Genomic DNA, 18514 nt, shown 5'->3' with positions numbered 1-18514 from the left:
AATATATGTCTGCAATTAATTATTACATAAAACTACTTATTGTCAACTACCAACTAGATACCTACTGTAATTTGGAAATGTTCTTTTTATAAATATAGTAGTAATTAAGGAAAGAGAAAATACAAGTAAAGTAATCAAGAGATAAATTGTAAATGAATTTGAGGTAAACGAAAAATCTAACATCACTTTTATCTGAGCAATGATTGTAATAAAAATACCATGTAAAAAATAGATTCCAAAACTATTTGTAGCTATTATGTCGAGCAAATTATTTTTTGAATTTTCAAAACGATATAAGAAAATCATAAAAAATAGACAAAGTAGAATTTTCTGAACTAACATTAAATCAACTCCGTTAAAGAAAAACGGGTCTTTTTCATAGTTCCCAAATCTACCAATATAGGCTTGGAATAAAGCAATGCAGATAATAAGAATTAAAAGATGAATATCCTTTCCTTTAAATTTAAAATATACTATATCTTTTTTTTCTGATAATATCATTCCTAGTAAATAAACTGGAGTAAAAAATAAAACGTTTTGAAAAACTGAATATATATTTTCTTCAATCCCTCTATGCATAAAAGCAGAACAAATAAGCATAAAAAACACTATTAATAGCTTGATTCTTATATTGAGTTTTATGAAACGAATAAAAAAAGGAGACATTACAAAAACAATCATGATGAAGGGAATGTACCAATAACCAACGAAATTAGGTGTCCCTGTTAGATAAAGCCTAAAAATTGAAATAGAGGATAATTTCTCGTAAAAAGGGGAAGTAGTATTTAATGATAAAAGACCATCGATAGTAATTCTGAGAAGTAAATATAATATTGAAAAAGTTGACAAGATGAGATAGGGAAATAAAACGTACTTAATCTTTTTAACCATAAATCTCTTAAATTCAAAATTTACGTAAAAAATATGATGAAATAAAAAACCTGAAATAAAAACAAATAGTGATGTCCCTCCTAAAGTTAAATTAAAGATAGTATTTCCAATTATTGTGCTATAAGAGAAATTTGCTATTCCCAAACTATGTCCAAATACTATAAATATAATGGCTATTCCTCTAAAATAGTTAATAGAGTTTATGTACATAATTTAATCATATTACAATTTTCAAACACAAATAGAATAGGAATAAGTTTATTCGGACTATATCCTTTAAGTGCCGAAGATAAGACTTCTGTTTTCATAGTAGAGAATTAATATTATCAAGGTCTTAAAATCTAATTACATAACCTCTTTGTAATACATATAAATATTCTGTTATTTAAAGGCTTTTTTGCAAATGGTTGGTATAAAAAAACCTCAACTGTCTAGAAATTAAGATGTTGAGGCTTTAAATGTACTCGAGATGGGACTTGAACCCATACGGACTAATGTCCATTGGATTTTAAGTCCAACGTGTCTACCAATTCCACCACTCGAGCATAACTGCAAAAAGCAGAATGTGGATAATCCAGAGCGAAAAACGGGATTCGAACCCGCGACCCCCACCTTGGCAAGGTGGTGCTCTACCACTGAGCTATTTTCGCAATTTAAAAGAACTGCGCATCATCAAAGATGCGGGTGCAAATTTAATACAATTCTATAAAAGGCAAAGAAATTTATCGAAAAAGCAGTTAAAATTTTAAGAACTCGCTTTCTTGTTTTTGGTAAGCAATCTCTTAATCTCGTTGAGCTTCATAAGTGCTTCAACCGGAGTAAGGGTATTTATGTCTAGATGTGTGATTTCTTCTTTGATTTCCTCCAATAATGGGTCGTCTAGATTAAAGAAACTAAGTTGCATTTCATTCTGAATGGAATTCAGTTTGTCCGTTAATTCTTCGCTGGAGTGCGACTTTTCAAGTTTTTTAAGAATTTTATTTGCTTTATGGATAACCTGCTGCGGCATACCGGCCATTTTTGCCACATGAATTCCAAAACTATGCTCACTGCCTCCTGGAGTTAATTTTCTTAAGAATAAAACTTTGTCTTTTAGTTCTTTGATAGAAACATTGTAGTTTTTAATTCGTTCAAAGGTAGTGGCCATTTCGTTGAGCTCATGATAGTGGGTTGCGAAAAGGGTTTTAGATCTAGACGGATGTTCGTGTAAATATTCTGAAATAGCCCAAGCAATTGAAATACCATCATAGGTACTAGTGCCCCGACCAATCTCGTCCAAAAGAATAAGGCTTCGTTCTGATAAGTTGTTCAAAATTGAAGCTGTTTCATTCATTTCTACCATAAAAGTTGATTCCCCCATAGAGATGTTGTCACTTGCACCAACTCTCGTGAAAATTTTATCAACATAACCTATTTTGGCCGATCTCGCGGGAACAAAACTGCCCATTTGGGCCAATAAAACGATTAGAGCGGTTTGTCTTAAAATGGCCGATTTACCACTCATATTCGGCCCAGTGATCATAATTAACTGCTGGTTTTCTCTATTTAAGATTAAATCATTTGCTATATATGCTTCACCTAAAGGTAATTGCTTCTCTATTACAGGATGACGGCCTTCAATTATTTCTAATGAAGTTGAATCATTTAACTGTGGTTTATTATAGTCGTTTTCTTTCGCTAGTTGTGTAAATCCACAAAGGCAATCCAAAGTGGCGATTTGTTGGGCGTTGTTCTGAACAGGAACAATGTATTCTTGCATCCAAACCACTAGCTGAGCAAACAATTGTTGTTCCAGTTGTAAAATGCGTTCTTCTGCACCTAGGATTTTCGCTTCGTATTCTTTTAGTTCTTCAGTGATATAACGTTCTGCATTGACCAAGGTCTGCTTACGAATCCATTCTTCGGGGACCTTATCCTTGTGTGCGTTTCTCACTTCAATATAATAACCAAAGACATTGTTTGAAGCAATTTTAAGAGAGGTGATGCCTGTACGTTCTGTTTCTCGTTTCAGCATTTTGTCTAAATACTCCTTGCCGGAATAGGCCAGTCCACGAAGTTCATCCAATTCTTCAGAGTAGCTTTGGGCTATGGCATTACCTTTCAGTATGTTTATTGGCGCTTCCTCATTTATCATGTCCTTGATTTTTGCCCTTAGCAAATCACAAGTATGAATTTGGTCACCTATTAAATTCATGGCTTCATTCTCACTGTTGGTTGCCAATTGCTTTACAGGAATTACAGCCTCCAATGAATTTTTAAGTTGTACTACCTCTTTTGGGTTTATTTTTCCAGTCGCAACTTTTGAAATCAAGCGTTCTAGGTCGCCCATTTTCTTAATGTTGTTTTGTAACTTTTGCAAAACAGTTTCCTCAGAAGTTAAATAGGATATTACCTGATGTCTTCTACGTATTTTTTCAATATTTTTTAATGGAAGTGCCAACCATCTTTTTAGCATTCGCCCACCCATTGGCGATATTGTCTTATCAATGACGTCTAAAAGAGTTACAGCATTGACATTGGTAGAGTTGTATAGTTCAAGGTTTTTGATGGTAAACCTATCCATCCAAATATATTCCTCTTCGGCTATACGCTTTATGGTATTGATATGTTGTAATTGTCTGTGTTGTGTTTCAGATAAATAGTGAAGTACAACACCTGACGCAATAATACCTTGGGTTATTTGATCTACCCCAAACCCTTTTAATGTTGAAGTTTTAAAGTGGTTGGTCAATGTCTCAAGCGCATAATCTTCTTGGAACAACCAATCTTCGGTAAAAAATGTGTGGAATTGTTGCCCAAAAATATCAAGAAAATCTTTTTTATGGGCTTTGGAAACCAATATTTCATTTGGGCCGAGATTCTGAAGTAATTTTGCTATCTGTTCTTCATTACCTTCAGCTGTTAGGAATTCTCCAGTGGAAATATCCAAGAAAGAGACACCCAACAATTTTCTTCCAAAATGAACAGCACATAAAAAATTATTGGTCTTTGCATTTAGAATATCATCATTTAAAGCAACACCAGGTGTTACCAGTTCGGTCACACCTCTTTTAACAATACTCTTTGTGAGCTTAGGGTCTTCCAATTGGTCGCAAATAGCGACGCGTTGACCTGCTTTGACAAGTTTAGGAAGATATGTGTTGAGCGAATGATGGGGAAAACCTGCTAGTTCGGTGCGGTCCCCGCCGTTGTTTCTATGGGTTAGAATAATACCCAATATTTTGGAGGCCTTCACGGCATCTTTTCCGAAAGTCTCATAAAAATCACCCACTCTAAAAAGCAATAAAGCATCAGGATATTTTGTCTTGATGGTGTTATATTGCTGCATTAAAGGGGTAACCTTCTTTGTTTTTTGAGTCTTTTTCAAAGCAATTTGAATAACTTATTTTTGTACTGGATTATATAAAACGAAAATACCAATTTTGACCTGTAATTGTCATCATTGTTAATATGTTTGAAAAAGTTTATCCCGCAAAAGATTAAAGGCCCCTGGTCCTGTTTTTAAGATATTTATTAGAAGAATATAATGCGCAAACTAAAAAATGAGGAATTAAATCGTTTGGATGTCGACAGTTTTAAGAAGACAGAAAAGACACCAATAATTTTGGTTCTAGATAACATTCGTAGCTTGAACAATATTGGTTCGGTATTTAGAACAGCTGATGCTTTTTTAATCGAAAAGATTTATCTCTGTGGAATTACAGCAATACCACCGCACAAAGATATTCGGAAGACGGCGCTTGGAGCAACAGAAAGTGTATCATGGGAGTATAGAAAAGATACTCTGGAGCTCATTAAAGAATTACAAGCGGATGACTGTGAAATAGCCGCTGTAGAGCAGGCGGACAATAGTCAAATGCTTAATGAATTTTTAATTCAAAAAACTTCTAAATACGCACTTGTGTTTGGCAACGAGGTAAAAGGAGTGTCCCAAGAAGTAGTAAGCGCAAGTGATGTGGTTTTAGAAATACCGCAGTTTGGAACCAAACATTCTTTAAATATATCAGTGAGTGCCGGAATAGTGATCTGGGATTTTTGGACAATGCTAAACAAATAAAAACCCTGACAGTTAAATCAGGGCCTTTCAATATAGTTTGAGTTAGTTAGTTGCTTTTTTAGCAGCTGCTAATTAAGGAAAACCTTGGATTCTACGCAAGAAATATGTGAAAAATTTCTTAAATAGACAATCCTATGGCAAAATTCTTGATTTTGTCAATAATCGAACTATAATCTTCGGAGCGTGCAACAAAATCTAATTCCCCAACATCGATAATCAATGTGTTTTGTTCTGGATAACTCTTGAAAAAATCAAAATATCCTTTATTTATTTTGTCTAAGTATATTGGTTCAATGCTTTGTTCATAAACCCTACCGCGATTTTTAATGTTCTCTAATAAACGGTCGGTAGATTGGTATAAATAAACATAGATGCGAGGTTTTTTGACCTCTTTGTACATAAGATTGAACAACTTCCTATAGAGGTTAAATTCATCTTTTTGTAGAGTCACTTGGGCAAATATTAGTGATTTGTAGATATCATAATCACTGACCATAAAGTTTTTAAATAAGTCAAATTGTGATGTATCATCGGTAAATTGTTGATAGCGATCGGCGAGAAAAGACATTTCTAGGGGAAATGCATACCTCCCTTGGTCCTCATAAAATTTGGGCAAAAAGGGATTGTCGGCAAAACGCTCCAACACCAATTTTCCATTATAATCCTGAGCTATTTTATTGGCGAGCGTTGTTTTTCCAGCTCCGATATTTCCTTCAATCGCAATAAAGCTTAAACCAGAAAAAAGCTCTTCCTCTGTTTTGTACAACTTAAGCGTGGTTCTCTCAGGGCGGCTTTTATCCTTACATTCCTGAATAAGGTTTCTGGTGTCCTTTTTAAAAATGGGATGGTAAAATTGAGGAGCTATATCGCCAAGAGGTAAAAGTACAAATTTACGTTCATGAAGTTTTGGATGCGGAATGGTCAAGTAATCTGATTTTACTATTTCAGAGTCATAATATAGGATATCAATATCTATGATTCTAGCTTCATATCCGTTATCTTGGGTTCGCTCCCTGCCCATGGTTTTTTCTATGCCGATTATTTTTTCCATTAATGTCTTTGGAGTTAAAATGGTCTTAATCTCCAGACAGGCATTTAAAAAATCAGATGAGTCAAACCCCCAAGAAGCACTTTCGTAAACCTTTGATACGGTAATTGTTTCCCCAACTTCAGACCCTAGTAGAAATATGGATTTCTGTAGGTTTTGTAGGCGATTCCCAAGGTTACTCCCAATAGAGATAAGTGCTTTTTTGGATTCATTCATAATATCGAAACAAAGTAAACAAAACAAATTCACTTTGGTTATCTTTGACCGGTAATAATAATAGGAATAGAATGAATTTTTTACGAAATCTTTTGGCAGCGATTATCGGTTGTTTAATTGCCTTTGGAATTATGTTTGTAATGTTTTTACTTTTTATAAGCTTAATCGGTGGGGCGGAAGACAGTGTTGTTATTAAGGATAATTCTATTCTCGAGTTACAGCTTAAGCAACCCATAAATGACTATGTGGGTAATAATGAAGCAGACCCATTTACTGGTTTTTTTGGTCAAGCACAAGGTTTGGATGAGGTTCTTCACGCAATTAAAGTGGCCAAAGATGATTCTGATATTAAGGGAATTAGTATTAGTAATAACTTCATCATGGCCGGGCTTGCACAGACCCAAGCCATAAGAAAGGCACTAAAGGATTTTAAAGAAAGTGGAAAGTTCATTTATACATACAGTGATTTTTATATGCAGAAAGATTACTATTTGGCGAGTGTCTCAGATTCCATTTTTTTAAACCCCGTAGGCGGGCTGGATTTTAAAGGGCTGTCAACAGAAGTTCTATTTTATAAAGATTTACAGGATAAGACCGGTGTTAAAATGGAGGTTATACGTCATGGGAAGTATAAAAGTGCTGTGGAGCCTTTTTTGGCAAATGAGATGAGTGATGCCAATAGAACGCAAATCAAAGAATTAATTTCTTCATTGTGGGATACTATGGTTGCTGATATTTCGGAAGGAAGAAATTTAAGTGTGGAAAATGTAAATATTATTGCTGACACTTTGGGAGGTAGATTGCCAAAATACGCAGTTGCCTCGGGCTTGATAGACGGTGTGGTTTTCTTTGATGAATATGAAGCAAAGCTTCGTTTAGCTACATCCTTAAGTGCGGAAGATGAAATTAATTATGTGACTCTTTCTGATTATACCAGACGATCAAACAAAAAATCTTTAAACAAGGGCGATGACAAAGTTGCCGTTGTTTTTGCGCAAGGAGAAATATTATATGGCGAGGGCGGTCCAGATATTATAGGGCAAGGTATTATTTCAAGGGCGCTGGTGAAGGCTAGGGATGATGACAGGGTAAAGGCCATTGTTTTGAGAGTGGATTCCCCTGGTGGTAGCGCTTTGACATCAGATATCATTTGGAGAGAAGTGGAGCTTGCTAAAGCCAAGAAACCTGTAGTTGTTTCAATGGGCAATGTTGCCGCTTCAGGAGGATATTATATAGCAGCTGGAGCTGATAAGATATTTGCTGAGCCAACTACTATTACTGGCTCTATTGGGGTTTTTGGGACTATTCCGAACGTAAATGAACTTGCGGCCGATATTGGCATCAATGCAGAACAAGTTGGTACAAATAAGAATTCTGTTGATTATTCATTGTTTGAGCCAATGACAGAAAATTTTCGAAAAGTTGTGCAAGAAGGTATAGAAGAGACCTATGAAACATTTCTTGATCGCGTGTCTAAAGGCAGGAATATTAGTATTGCCGAAGCCGACAGTATGGCTCAAGGTAGGGTATGGAGTGGTGTAGATGCAAAGAAGCTTGGCTTGATTGATGAATTGGGTAATATGGACGATGCCATAGCTGCAGCTGCGCAATTGGCAGAAATAGAATCTTATGGAATTAAGAAGTATCCTAAGTATAAAACAGGTTTTGAAAAGTTCATGGAAGACATGAGCGGCGCAAAATCAAAAATAGGACAAAGTTTTGTCAAAGATGAAATTGGTGAGGAAACCTATGGTATCTTAAAACAAATGAAATCAGCTTTAGAGCAAAAAGGTGTGCAGGCGAGAATGCCTTTTGTACTTGATATACAGTAGGCTATGAACCAGAGAGATAAAAAACTTGCTTATAAGATTTATCTTTATCTGGGGGCAATGTTCATAACCTCGTTGGTTGTATCTAATTTGATCTTTCAAAAATTCTTTTATTGGAATCCTTTTGGTGATATCCAGATTTTTGGTGCGCCTCTTTTTGAAGTGTCAGTAGGTATTTTGCCATACCCCATTACTTTTTTGATTACCGATTTAATTTCAGAGATTTTTGGAAAAAAGAAGGCCAACCAAATAGTGACCGCGGGTATTTTCGCTTCTTTTTTTTCAATGGGAATAGTGCTATTGGCCGATTTTTCCCCGGCAATAGAAAATTCACCTGTAAACGACGAGTTGTTTAGTAAGGTTTTTGCGCTGTCACCTATAGCTGTATTGGCCTCAATGTTGGCTTACCTATTCGCTCAATACGTAGATATTGCCATTTATCATTTTTGGAAAAAGTTGACAGATGGTAAACACCTTTGGTTGCGTAATAATTTTTCAACCTTTTTGTCCCAATTCATAGATACGTTTACGGTCGTTAGTCTTCTTTGCCTTTTTAAAGTATTACCGTGGAGTATGTTTTATGGCTTAGTGATCAGTGGTTTCATGTTCAAGGTTCTAATTGCATTTCTCGACACCCCTTTTCTTTATTTTTTCGTATATATTCTTAGAAAGCGCTTTGGACTGAAAATAGGGGAAGAAATAAACCTAGAAGCATAAAATATTCCAACTTTCCTAGAGTTATAATCCTAGATAAACTATTGTTATCCTATGAAGAAGAAAATTCTAAAAATAATAGGGGTTGTATTATTGATTTTTGTTGTATTGGTAGTAGCAGCACCGTTTGTTTTGGAGGCCAAAATTGGTGATATCCTTAAGAAAAATGTAAACAACAACGTAAATGCGGCCTTCGATTTTTCGGAGGCGAACCTAAGCTTAATTAAGAGTTTTCCAAATGCGAAGGTTGAATTAAAGGATGTGACAGTGATCAACAAAGCCCCTTTTGAAGGTGACACCCTCTTTGCTGCTGGTCGAGTTGATTTAAGAATGGGAATTGGCGAGTTGTTCAAAGGTGAAGGAGAGCCCATTGGTATCAAAAACCTAATTGTTGATAAGGCCAAAATTAGCGTGAACGTCAATGAAGAGGAAATCGCCAATTATGAGATAGCTAATGAGGATGGCAATGAAGAATTGGAATCTTCAGAAGGATTTACATTGAATTTACAATCTTATGAAATAACAAATTCAGAAGTTATTTATGATGATAAAGCAGCCAAAGTGTATTTAGTAGTTTCTGATATTATGCACAGAGGTTCGGGAGACCTTTCTGCTGTTACTTCAGAATTAGATACTAAAACCGAAGCTTTGGTCACTTTTGAATTGGATAGCACCAATTATCTTAATAGAAATAAAGTAAAGCTGGATGCCCTTGTTGGTGTTGACTTGGCAGCGGATAAATATACTTTTCTGAAAAACGAAGCGATGATAAATCAATTGCCTTTGGTGTTTGATGGGTATGTGAAAGTGAACGAGGAGAATCAAGAGGTAGATATAAGTTTTAACACTCCATCTTCAGACTTTAAGAATTTCCTTGCTTTAATTCCCCAAGCATATTCCAAGGATATTAAAAATGTAAAAACTACAGGAGAGTGTTTGGTGAAAGGTGAGTTCAAAGGCATTGTTGATGAGGAACATATTCCTAAATTCAAGATTGATATACAATCAGAAAATGCATCTTTTAAGTATCCAGATTTGCCTAAAACCGTACAAAATATTAATATAAATATGGCTCTTCATAATTCTACGGGAATAGTTGAGGATACTTATGTTGAAATAAACAAGGCCTCATTTATTATAGATGAGGACCGATTCAATTTATCCTCTAAAATCACTGATTTTTTGGGCAATACGAAAGTAAATGCCCATTTGAATGGTGTTTTGAACTTAACTAAACTATCCAAAGCGTATCCTTTATCTGATGATATGAAGTTATCGGGAAGAATGAAAGCAGATATATCAACGGCCTTTGATATGGCTTCCGTAGAGAATGAGCACTATGAAAATACGAAAACATCAGGTAAATTATTGCTGAGTGATTTTGAATACAAATCCTCAGAAATTCGCAATCCGGTGAAAATCGAGACCGCTGAAATGACTTTCAACCCTTCAACAGTGACTCTTAATCAACTACAAGTGATTACTGGACAGAGCGATTTCAATGCAACAGGTACAATTGATAATCTGTTGGGCTTTATGTTCAATGAAGAAAAAATTGAAGGTGATTTCAATTTAAAATCGAGCACTTTTGATGTGAATGATTTTATGAATGAAGAAGAAGCTGTCGATTCGAATGAAGTCCCTACTACTGAAGGGCAATTGAAGATACCATCGTTTTTAGATTGTAATATTAGTGCAACCGCTGGTACGGTGATCTATGACAATCTCAACTTGAAAAATGTAAGGGGCAATCTTAGAATTGTTGATGAAAAGGCCGTTCTGACTGATGTGACTTCTTCACTTTTTAATGGCAATGTGTCTTTTGATGGTGAGGTTTCTACCAAAAATCAGCTTCCGAATTTTAGAATGAAATTGAACATGGATCAATTGGGAATCGGCGAAAGTTTCAAATCATTGGAGTTGTTCAAGTTCTTGGCGCCTGTGGCAAGTGCTTTACAGGGAAGGATGAATTCAGACATTGAATTATCGGGAAGCCTAAAAGATGACTTTACGCCTGACCTAAAAACCATTACAGGTAAAGTATTGGCAGAATTATTGTCTCCAGAAATAAACACAAGCCAATCTAAGGTACTTTCAGCGATTGGCGATAAGCTCAATTTTATTAATCTAAATAAACTTGATTTAAAAGGATTGAAAACAGCATTGTCTTTTGAAGATGGTGCCGTAAAAGTTAAACCCTTTACGATTGCCTATGAAGATATTTCAATCAATGTAAATGGAAGTCACACTTTCGATAAAAAATTGAATTATAAGGCAACATTAGATGTTCCTGCAAAATATTTGGGAGCAGAGGTAAATGGTCTTATTGAAAAAATTGGAGAAAAAGAACTTGATGACCTCACAATCCCCGTTATAGCCAATATTGGGGGGAATTATACGAGCCCAGAGGTCACTACGGATTTAACATTAGGAGTTAAAAACTTGACCTCAAAATTGATTGACATTCAAAAGCAAAAGATAATCAATAAAGGAAAGGATAAGGCCGGTGAACTAATAGGAGATATCCTATCGGGCAATTCAACCGAAAAAGATTCAACATCTCAGGAGAACCAAACAAAAGACGTTGTAAGTGATGTTTTGGGAGGAATTTTAGGTGGGTCGGAACAGAAGAATGATTCAAATGCAAAACAAAAGGACACCTTGCCAGAAACCCAAAATAATCAGGTAAAGGAAGCAGCAAAGAATATTTTAGGTGGCCTTTTGGGCGGTAAAAAGAAAAAAGATACCGTTAAGGTTTCAAAAGAAAAAGATACGGTCAACTAATACCTAACGAAATATAAAACCCTTCATTACCACGAACATTAAAAACCGTATTGTCTTCAAAAATAAGATACTGCCCTTTTATACCTTTTAATACACCCTTATATTCTTGTGCTTTATAGATATTAAGACTTTTTACCTTTTCTGGATATCTCAGAACGGGAAAATCGATTTGGGTTTCTTTATTACTATCTATAAAATACTCTTGGGCCTCAGCAGGGATATACTTTTTAAGTTTATTGCGCCATTCGACCAAATCTTCGTCTTTTACATTATTGGTTAACATTTTGCGCCAATTGGTCTTATCACCTACATGGTCTTTTAAGGCAACTTCTGTAATACCAGCTAAATACCTATTCGGGACTTCAACTATTTCTATGGCCTCATGAGCTCCTTGGTCTATCCATCTTGTTGGCACTTGGGTCTTACGGGTTACTCCGACCTTTATATTACTTGAATTCGCCAGGTAAACTATATGAGGTTGTAACTGCACCTTTTTTTCATATTCTAAATCACGATCTTTCTTCCCTAAATGGGCAGTACTCAATTCTGGACGCATTATCCAATCACCGGCAGAAGGTGTTTCATAAAAACAGGTTTTGCAAAACCCTTGTCTAAAGATTGGCCTATTTTCGCCGCAGTTCAAGCATTGGAATTTTATAAAATCCATTTGTAACTGCTTACCAAGGACTTGGTTTACATTTAAAAAATTGTTTTCAAAAAGCATATAGTACTGAATGGGTTTCCCTATTTCAGTTTGCATCTTTCTTAATACTCCTTCGTATTGCATATAAGAAATTCTTATCGGATAATCTATTTGAAAATGATAACTATAAAAGTTATTTTTAGCATGCTAAAGATACCTAAAATGCCAATACCATTATTTAATTCTATTGCATCTTGGTTGCTTAAAAAACGCTATCATCAAATAGAGCTTTTTTTAAAATACCCAGAGGAAGTACAGGAAGAGGTATTGCATCAATTGTTGGAAATAGCCGAGGATACAGAAATTGGAAAAAAATACGGTTTTGAGTCAATTTCAAACTATGATACTTTTAGGGAAAGGGTTCCGATTACTTCCTATGAGGAGATAGAGCCTTTGATAGAGCGTACTAGAAAAGGAGAACAGAATATTTTTTGGCCTACTTCAATCAAATGGTTTGCTAAGAGTAGTGGCACCACCAATGCGAAAAGCAAATTTATACCAGTAAGTTCTGAAGCCTTGGAAGATTGCCATTATAAATCAGGTAAGGATTTATTATGTTTATACTTAAACAATAATGAAAATTCACAGCTTTTTACAGGTAGAAGTCTTAGACTTGGCGGGAGTAAGGAACTCTACCAGGATAACGGTTCTTTTTTTGGAGACCTATCTGCCATTTTAATTGATAATATGCCTTTATGGGCAGAATTTAGTAGTACACCTAGTAATAAGGTATCTCTAATGAGTGAATGGGAGAGTAAGCTTAAAGCAATTGTACAGGAAAGTACTAAGGAGAATGTGACCAGCTTGGCAGGGGTACCATCTTGGATGCTTGTTCTGTTAAACAATGTATTACAGGAAACTGGTAAAGACCATCTTTTTCAGGTTTGGGAAAATCTAGAGGTGTATTTTCATGGAGGAGTAAGTTTTATTCCATATAAAGAGCAGTACCAAAATCTGTTACCGAGGAAGAGTTTTAAGTATTATGAAATCTATAATGCTTCAGAAGGTTTTTTTGCCATTCAAGACAGGAATAATGCCGATGATTTGTTGTTAATGCTGGATTATGGCATTTTCTATGAGTTCATTCCTATGGATTCTTATGGTACAGCCGAAGAAATGGCCATACCCTTATGGCAGGTTGAGATTGGGAAGAATTACGCCATTATTATTACGACCAATGCGGGTCTTTGGCGTTACAAAATAGGTGATACCATTAGGTTTACATCTAAAAACCCATATAGAATAAGGGTTACCGGCAGGACCAAGCACCATATAAATGTATTTGGTGAGGAGTTGATTATTGAAAATGCTGAAGAAGCTCTTAGATTAATTTGTAAAAAAACCGAGGCCGAAATAAAAGATTATACGGTTGCACCAGTATTTATGTCTGGAAACGAAAAAGGGGCGCATGAATGGATCATAGAATTCAGGAAAGCTCCCAATGATTTGGATTATTTTACAGAGTTTCTGGACAATGCCTTAAAGTCGCTCAATTCTGATTATGAGGCCAAACGCTACAACAACATAACCTTGAAAATGCCAAAGGTACACTTGGCTAGGGAAAACTTATTTTATGATTGGCTAAAATCAAAAGATAAATTAGGTGGCCAGCATAAAATCCCCAGATTATCTAATAAAAGGGACTATGTCGATGAATTGCTCCAGATAAACAAATAAATGATGGGATTTGTAGTTAAATGGTGAATTTGTGCTTGCAAACTAACCTAAGAACTAAAACATCTTGACATCATGGCTGAAAAACTTGTTATATTATCGGACATGTGGGGCGCGAAGAAAGGTCTTTGGATAACTTCCTATCTTGGCTACCTTCAACAGTACTTTGACATAACTTATTATGATAGTCAGCAACTGGCGAATATAGATTTAGATGTTAATTCTGAGAAAAATATACATGAGGCTTTTGTAAATGGTGGCATAGATACCGCTGTTACACATTTGATGAAAAAAGAAAAAGAGGCTTGCCACTATTTGGCTTTTAGCACAGGTGGTACTATTGCTTGGAAGGCAAACTTAGAAGGTCTTCCAATGAAATCATTATATAATGTCTCAGCAACACGAGTTCGTTTAGAGGGCAAAAAGCCAAACGTACCCACTACACTGTTGTATGGTGATTTGGATGCTAATAGGCCTTCAAATGATTTGTCAAAGAAAATCGGGTTAGAAAAAGAAGTAATCAAAAGTTTTGGACATGAACTTTATTCAGATGAGAAAATCATAAAAAAAGTTTGTCTTGATTTACTTTCTATGGTAACAGCAAAATTGGATTTGACAAAAAAAGCCGTTTAGAATTAAGATACTGCCTTTAATTTTTTTATTGTCTCGTGAGATATTTTGTTCTCCGCATAAGGTTTCGACACCTTGAACTCTGTTTCTCCAGTACTGGGCATTTCAAACATGGCATCGGTAAAAATGGCCTCGCATAAAGAGCGTAAACCTCTTGCTCCCAATTTATATTCAATTGCCTTTTTTACAATATAGTCCAATGCCTGGTCAGTAATTGTAAATGAAATCCCATCCATTGCGAATAATTTTTCATATTGTTTGATAATGGCATTTTTGGGCTCGGTAAGTATGGCCCTCAAAGTTTTTGCATCCAATGGATTCATATGAGTCAAAACAGGAAGTCTTCCTATTATCTCAGGAATGAGCCCAAATTCTTTTAGATCTTTAGGGATTATGTATTGTAGAATATTATCCTCATCAAGACTTTCATCCGCTTTTGAAGCACTGTAACCTACGGCTTGCATATTCAAGCGTTTGGTTATCGCGCGCTCAATTCCGTCAAAGGCACCACCAGCAACGAATAAAATATTTTCAGTATTTACTTCTATGAATTTCTGGTCCGGATGTTTTCTCCCACCTTTTGGTGGAACATTTACGACCGTGCCTTCCAACAATTTGAGGAGGCCTTGTTGTACACCTTCACCAGAAACATCTCTGGTTATTGAAGGGTTGTCACTTTTGCGGGCAATCTTATCTATCTCATCAATAAATACAATGCCACGCTCAGCTTTCTCGAGGTTATAGTCTGCAGCCTGTAGCAAACGCGTGAGAATACTTTCAACATCTTCACCTACATAACCAGCTTCAGTAAGTACCGTCGCATCAACGATGGCAAGAGGCACATTAAGCATTCTGGCAATGGTCTTTGCCATTAGGGTTTTACCTGTACCGGTCTGGCCGACCATTATTATATTACTTTTTTGGATTTCTACATCATCTTCCTTGGAATGGGGTTGTAGCAATCTTTTATAATGATTGTAAACGGCAACAGACATTACCTTTTTAGTTCGCTCTTGGCCAATAATGAAGGTATCAAGGAATTCTTTAATCTCTAATGGTTTTTTAAGCACTAACTCAGAAGAGAGGTCATTGGTCTTAGACTGGTTGGATTCTTCTGCAACTATTCCATGCGCCTGCTCTATACAGCGATCACATATATGCGCGTCTAAACCAGCAATCAAAAGATTGGTCTCTGGTTTTTTTCGTCCACAAAAAGAACATTCTAAATTTTCCTTTGCCATATTATTTCCTGTCTATCAACTATACTAACGATAGAATTTACATTTTGGTTTGTTACTAAGGGTGACAAATGCCATAAATCACTCTATTTCGTCGAATTTAGTCTTTGTCCCTTACCAGAATTTCATCGATCATACCATATTTCTTGGCCTCATCAGCTTTCATCCAGTAATCCCTATCACTATCTTCATGAACTTTATCCAGCTTTTGACCTGAGTGTTTAGATATTATTTGATAAAGCTCTTCTTTTAATTTTAAAATTTCTCTCGCAGTAATCTCAATATCACTTGCCTGACCTTGTGCACCTCCCATTGGTTGGTGAATCATTACTCTTGAATGGGTGAGACCACTTCTTTTACCTTTTTCGCCAGCACATAATAAAACAGCACCCATTGAAGCTGCCATTCCTGTACAAATGGTTGCTACATCAGGTTTAATAAATTGCATGGTATCATAAATTCCTAACCCGGCATATACACTACCACCTGGTGAGTTGATGTAAATTTGGATGTCTTTAGAGGCATCAGCACTTTCTAAAAACAGAAGCTGTGCTTGTACAATATTTGCCACTTGATCATTGATGCCAGTTCCAAGGAAAATTATTCTATCCATCATCAAACGTGAGAAAACATCCATTGCAATGGCGTTTAACTGCCTTTCCTCAATGATATTTGGAGTCATATTTGTTGGATACATGCTACTCATGATTTTGTCATAGTACATGCTATTTATTCCTTGATGGTTAATTGCGTAATTTTTGAATTCTTTTCCGTAATCCATGTGGTTCGTATTCAATATTTTAGATAAAAAAGGTGCCGAAAACAAAATCCTCGGCACCGTAAAGATACTTATTTTTAATGAGACATTTTGAGCATAAGATAATGCTAAATTGTCATTTAGTTAACCGTAAACCTCTTTTACAAAGTTTTCGTAGGTTACTTCTTTAGCCTTAAGGTTGACCTTTTCTTTGTAAAGATTGATTAATTTTTGACTCATTAATTGTTCAGATAGCCTTTTAACTTCATCTTGGTTGCCTAAAACTCTTGTTGCGATATTTTCCAATTCCTCTTCTTGCGGATTCAATTGTCCAAATTGCGCCATTTGGGATTTAATGAAACCTTTAGCGAACTCTTTCAATTCATCAAATTGAATTTGAATATCGTTGTCCTTAATAATTTTACCTTCGATCAATTGATAACGAAGTCCTTTTTCTGATTTTTCATATTCCTCATTGGCCTGTTCATCAGACAACGATTTTTCGCCCGTGGTTTGTATCCATTTGGTCAAAAACTCAGATGGTAGTTCGAATTTGGTGTTTTCAATGAAATATTCGGTAATATCATTCAAAAGCTTCTGGTCAGATTGCTGCTCAAATTGTTTTTCAGAATCTTCCTTGATGCGATCCTTCAATTCTTTTTCAGAAGTAACAGTATCTTTACCGAATAGCTTATCGAATAACTCTTGGTCAAGTTTAGCAGGTTCCCTATCATTGATTTCTTCAATACTAAATGAAACCTCGATATTAATGTCTTTGGCTTTTTCCTGAGAAATACCTAAAACACTTGAAACCAAATAATCTTCTTTGAAAAGGCCTTTTGTCTTTAATGATACAATATCACCAACTTTTTTACCCAACAGAATATCCAAGGCTTTCTTGCTTTTAATTTGGTCAAGCTCTAGAGTAGTTTTGTTTTCAATTTCCTCGGCTTCATTTGCGAAAGTTCCTAAGACTTCAAAATCTTTGCCTATTTCTTTTTTGCTGACCAATTTTCCATATTGCTTCTGAATTCGCAATACTTGATCATTAACCATTTTTTTGTCGGCAACTATTTTGTAATGGGTAAGTGATTTTTTGGTTTTTAATGAAACTTCGAAACTTGGGGCTAAACCAAGCTCAAACTCAAAATCCAATTGGTCATTGTCCCAGTCAAAATTATCCTGTTGCTTAGGCAATGGATTTCCAAGAACATCCAATTTTTCTTCTGTTAAATACTTATTGAGGTTGTCCTGGAGTAGTTTGTTCACCTCATCTACCAATACTGCTTTGCCATATTGCTTTTTAATAAGCCCCATAGGTACATGCCCTTTCCTAAAACCAGGAATATTGGCTTGCTTTCTATAATCGCTGAGTATGTTGTCAACCTTATCCTGATAGTCATCTTTGGTAATGGCAACTTTTACAACTGCATTTAAATCGTCAATCTGCTCTTTCGTGATATTCATTTGCGTATCTAATTTTGCATAAATAAAATGGGATGCAAAAGTAGTATAATTTAAATACCCTAGCAAGTTTTTAAATGACTGGATTTCAATCCTTAAATCAACATTATTTGTCTTCCTTCAACAAGGAAAAAAGGATTGATTGTAAAAAGGATAGAAGAAGACTGAAAAGCAGCGCCCACCATATGCTGTTTACCATAAACCCGGCGATAAGATTATCTGCCAATAGAATGATAATGGCATTGATAATCAATAAGAAAAGGCCAAAGGTGACAATGGTGACCGGTAAGGTTAATATAACCAAGATTGGTTTCACTATAAAATTCAATATACTTAAGACTACTGCAACAATTAACGCCGTGGTATAGGTGTCAACTCCAACCCCGGGCAAAACCTTTGCTAAAACAACTACTGCCAAGGCACTTAAAAGAATACGTAGAATGAATTTCATGAAGTTCGTTTTTAATCTAAATTAAAAAGGTGTCGAAACAATTCGACACCTTTAAAAG

General features: G+C 35.5%; 14 protein-coding genes and 2 tRNA genes. 6 read left to right on the top strand and 10 right to left on the bottom strand.

Features of this window, described 5'->3' with window-relative positions:
- Positions 1 to 42 precede the first annotated feature (42 nt).
- The 4 genes from FB2170_RS04120 to mutS form a co-directional block, all read right to left on the bottom strand.
- Positions 43 to 1101 (bottom strand): acyltransferase family protein, encoded by a 1059-nt coding sequence (locus tag FB2170_RS04120; RefSeq protein ID WP_013305255.1) that lies wholly within the window; start codon positions 1099 to 1101, stop codon positions 43 to 45.
- A 251-nt stretch (positions 1102 to 1352) separates the two neighbouring features.
- Positions 1353 to 1436 (bottom strand) — tRNA-Leu (locus tag FB2170_RS04115).
- Positions 1437 to 1469: 33 nt separating this feature from the next.
- Positions 1470 to 1541 (bottom strand) — tRNA-Gly (locus FB2170_RS04110).
- A 95-nt stretch (positions 1542 to 1636) separates the two neighbouring features.
- Positions 1637 to 4219 carry a DNA mismatch repair protein MutS gene (gene mutS / locus FB2170_RS04105; RefSeq protein WP_013305254.1) on the bottom strand — a complete coding sequence of 861 codons (2583 nt, stop codon included), beginning with the start codon at positions 4217 to 4219 and terminating at the stop codon, positions 1637 to 1639.
- 198 nt (positions 4220 to 4417) lie between these two features.
- Between mutS and FB2170_RS04100 the strand changes: the two genes are divergently transcribed.
- Positions 4418 to 4948, top strand: coding sequence for an RNA methyltransferase (locus FB2170_RS04100; protein ID WP_013305253.1), 531 nt, complete (start codon positions 4418 to 4420; stop codon positions 4946 to 4948).
- A gap of 118 nt (positions 4949 to 5066) precedes the next feature.
- Here FB2170_RS04100 and folK read toward each other — a convergent pair whose 3' ends face one another.
- On the bottom strand, positions 5067 to 6212 hold the full coding sequence (gene folK / locus FB2170_RS04095) for a 2-amino-4-hydroxy-6-hydroxymethyldihydropteridine diphosphokinase (RefSeq protein ID WP_013305252.1): 1146 nt from the start codon (positions 6210 to 6212) through the stop codon (positions 5067 to 5069).
- Positions 6213 to 6283: 71 nt separating this feature from the next.
- Between folK and sppA the strand changes: the two genes are divergently transcribed.
- Genes sppA through FB2170_RS04080 form a run of 3 tightly spaced genes read left to right on the top strand, consistent with a single transcriptional unit; the run spans position 6284 to position 11539 of the window.
- Positions 6284 to 8044, top strand: coding sequence for a signal peptide peptidase SppA (gene sppA / locus FB2170_RS04090; protein WP_013305251.1), 1761 nt, complete (start codon positions 6284 to 6286; stop codon positions 8042 to 8044).
- Positions 8045 to 8047: 3 nt separating this feature from the next.
- Positions 8048 to 8758 carry a queuosine precursor transporter gene (locus FB2170_RS04085; RefSeq protein WP_013305250.1) on the top strand — a complete coding sequence of 237 codons (711 nt, stop codon included), beginning with the start codon at positions 8048 to 8050 and terminating at the stop codon, positions 8756 to 8758.
- A gap of 51 nt (positions 8759 to 8809) precedes the next feature.
- A complete protein-coding gene (locus FB2170_RS04080; protein WP_013305249.1) occupies positions 8810 to 11539 on the top strand; it encodes an AsmA-like C-terminal region-containing protein in 2730 nt (909 codons plus the stop codon).
- On the opposite strand, the gene FB2170_RS04075 is transcribed toward FB2170_RS04080, so the two are convergent.
- Positions 11532 to 12326, bottom strand: coding sequence for a DUF2797 domain-containing protein (locus FB2170_RS04075; RefSeq protein WP_013305248.1), 795 nt, complete (start codon positions 12324 to 12326; stop codon positions 11532 to 11534). The genes FB2170_RS04080 and FB2170_RS04075 overlap by 8 nt on opposite strands.
- Positions 12327 to 12404: 78 nt before the next feature.
- On the opposite strand from FB2170_RS04075, the gene FB2170_RS04070 reads away from it, so the two are divergent.
- Positions 12405 to 13919, top strand: a complete 1515-nt coding sequence (locus FB2170_RS04070) for a GH3 auxin-responsive promoter family protein (protein ID WP_041633029.1) — start codon at positions 12405 to 12407, stop codon at positions 13917 to 13919.
- Positions 13920 to 13991: 72 nt separating this feature from the next.
- Positions 13992 to 14549 carry a hypothetical protein gene (locus FB2170_RS04065; RefSeq protein WP_013305246.1) on the top strand — a complete coding sequence of 186 codons (558 nt, stop codon included), beginning with the start codon at positions 13992 to 13994 and terminating at the stop codon, positions 14547 to 14549.
- A gap of 2 nt (positions 14550 to 14551) precedes the next feature.
- Here FB2170_RS04065 and clpX read toward each other — a convergent pair whose 3' ends face one another.
- From clpX to FB2170_RS04045, 4 genes are all read right to left on the bottom strand, one after another.
- Positions 14552 to 15787: an ATP-dependent Clp protease ATP-binding subunit ClpX gene (gene clpX, locus FB2170_RS04060; protein WP_013305245.1), complete on the bottom strand. Its 1236-nt coding sequence runs from the start codon at positions 15785 to 15787 to the stop codon at positions 14552 to 14554.
- Positions 15788 to 15884: 97 nt separating this feature from the next.
- Positions 15885 to 16565, bottom strand: a complete 681-nt coding sequence (clpP, locus tag FB2170_RS04055; RefSeq protein WP_013305244.1) for an ATP-dependent Clp endopeptidase proteolytic subunit ClpP — start codon at positions 16563 to 16565, stop codon at positions 15885 to 15887.
- A 120-nt stretch (positions 16566 to 16685) separates the two neighbouring features.
- Positions 16686 to 18008: a trigger factor gene (tig, locus tag FB2170_RS04050; protein ID WP_041632668.1), complete on the bottom strand. Its 1323-nt coding sequence runs from the start codon at positions 18006 to 18008 to the stop codon at positions 16686 to 16688.
- 103 nt (positions 18009 to 18111) lie between these two features.
- A complete protein-coding gene (locus FB2170_RS04045; protein WP_013305241.1) occupies positions 18112 to 18456 on the bottom strand; it encodes a phage holin family protein in 345 nt (114 codons plus the stop codon).
- Positions 18457 to 18514 lie beyond the last annotated feature (58 nt).

Source organism: Maribacter sp. HTCC2170, from assembly GCF_000153165.2.
Taxonomy (GTDB): Bacteria; Bacteroidota; Bacteroidia; order Flavobacteriales; family Flavobacteriaceae; genus Maribacter_A.
The sequence above is the reverse complement of the archived record's forward strand: the minus strand, read 5'-3'. Positions and strand labels throughout refer to the sequence as shown.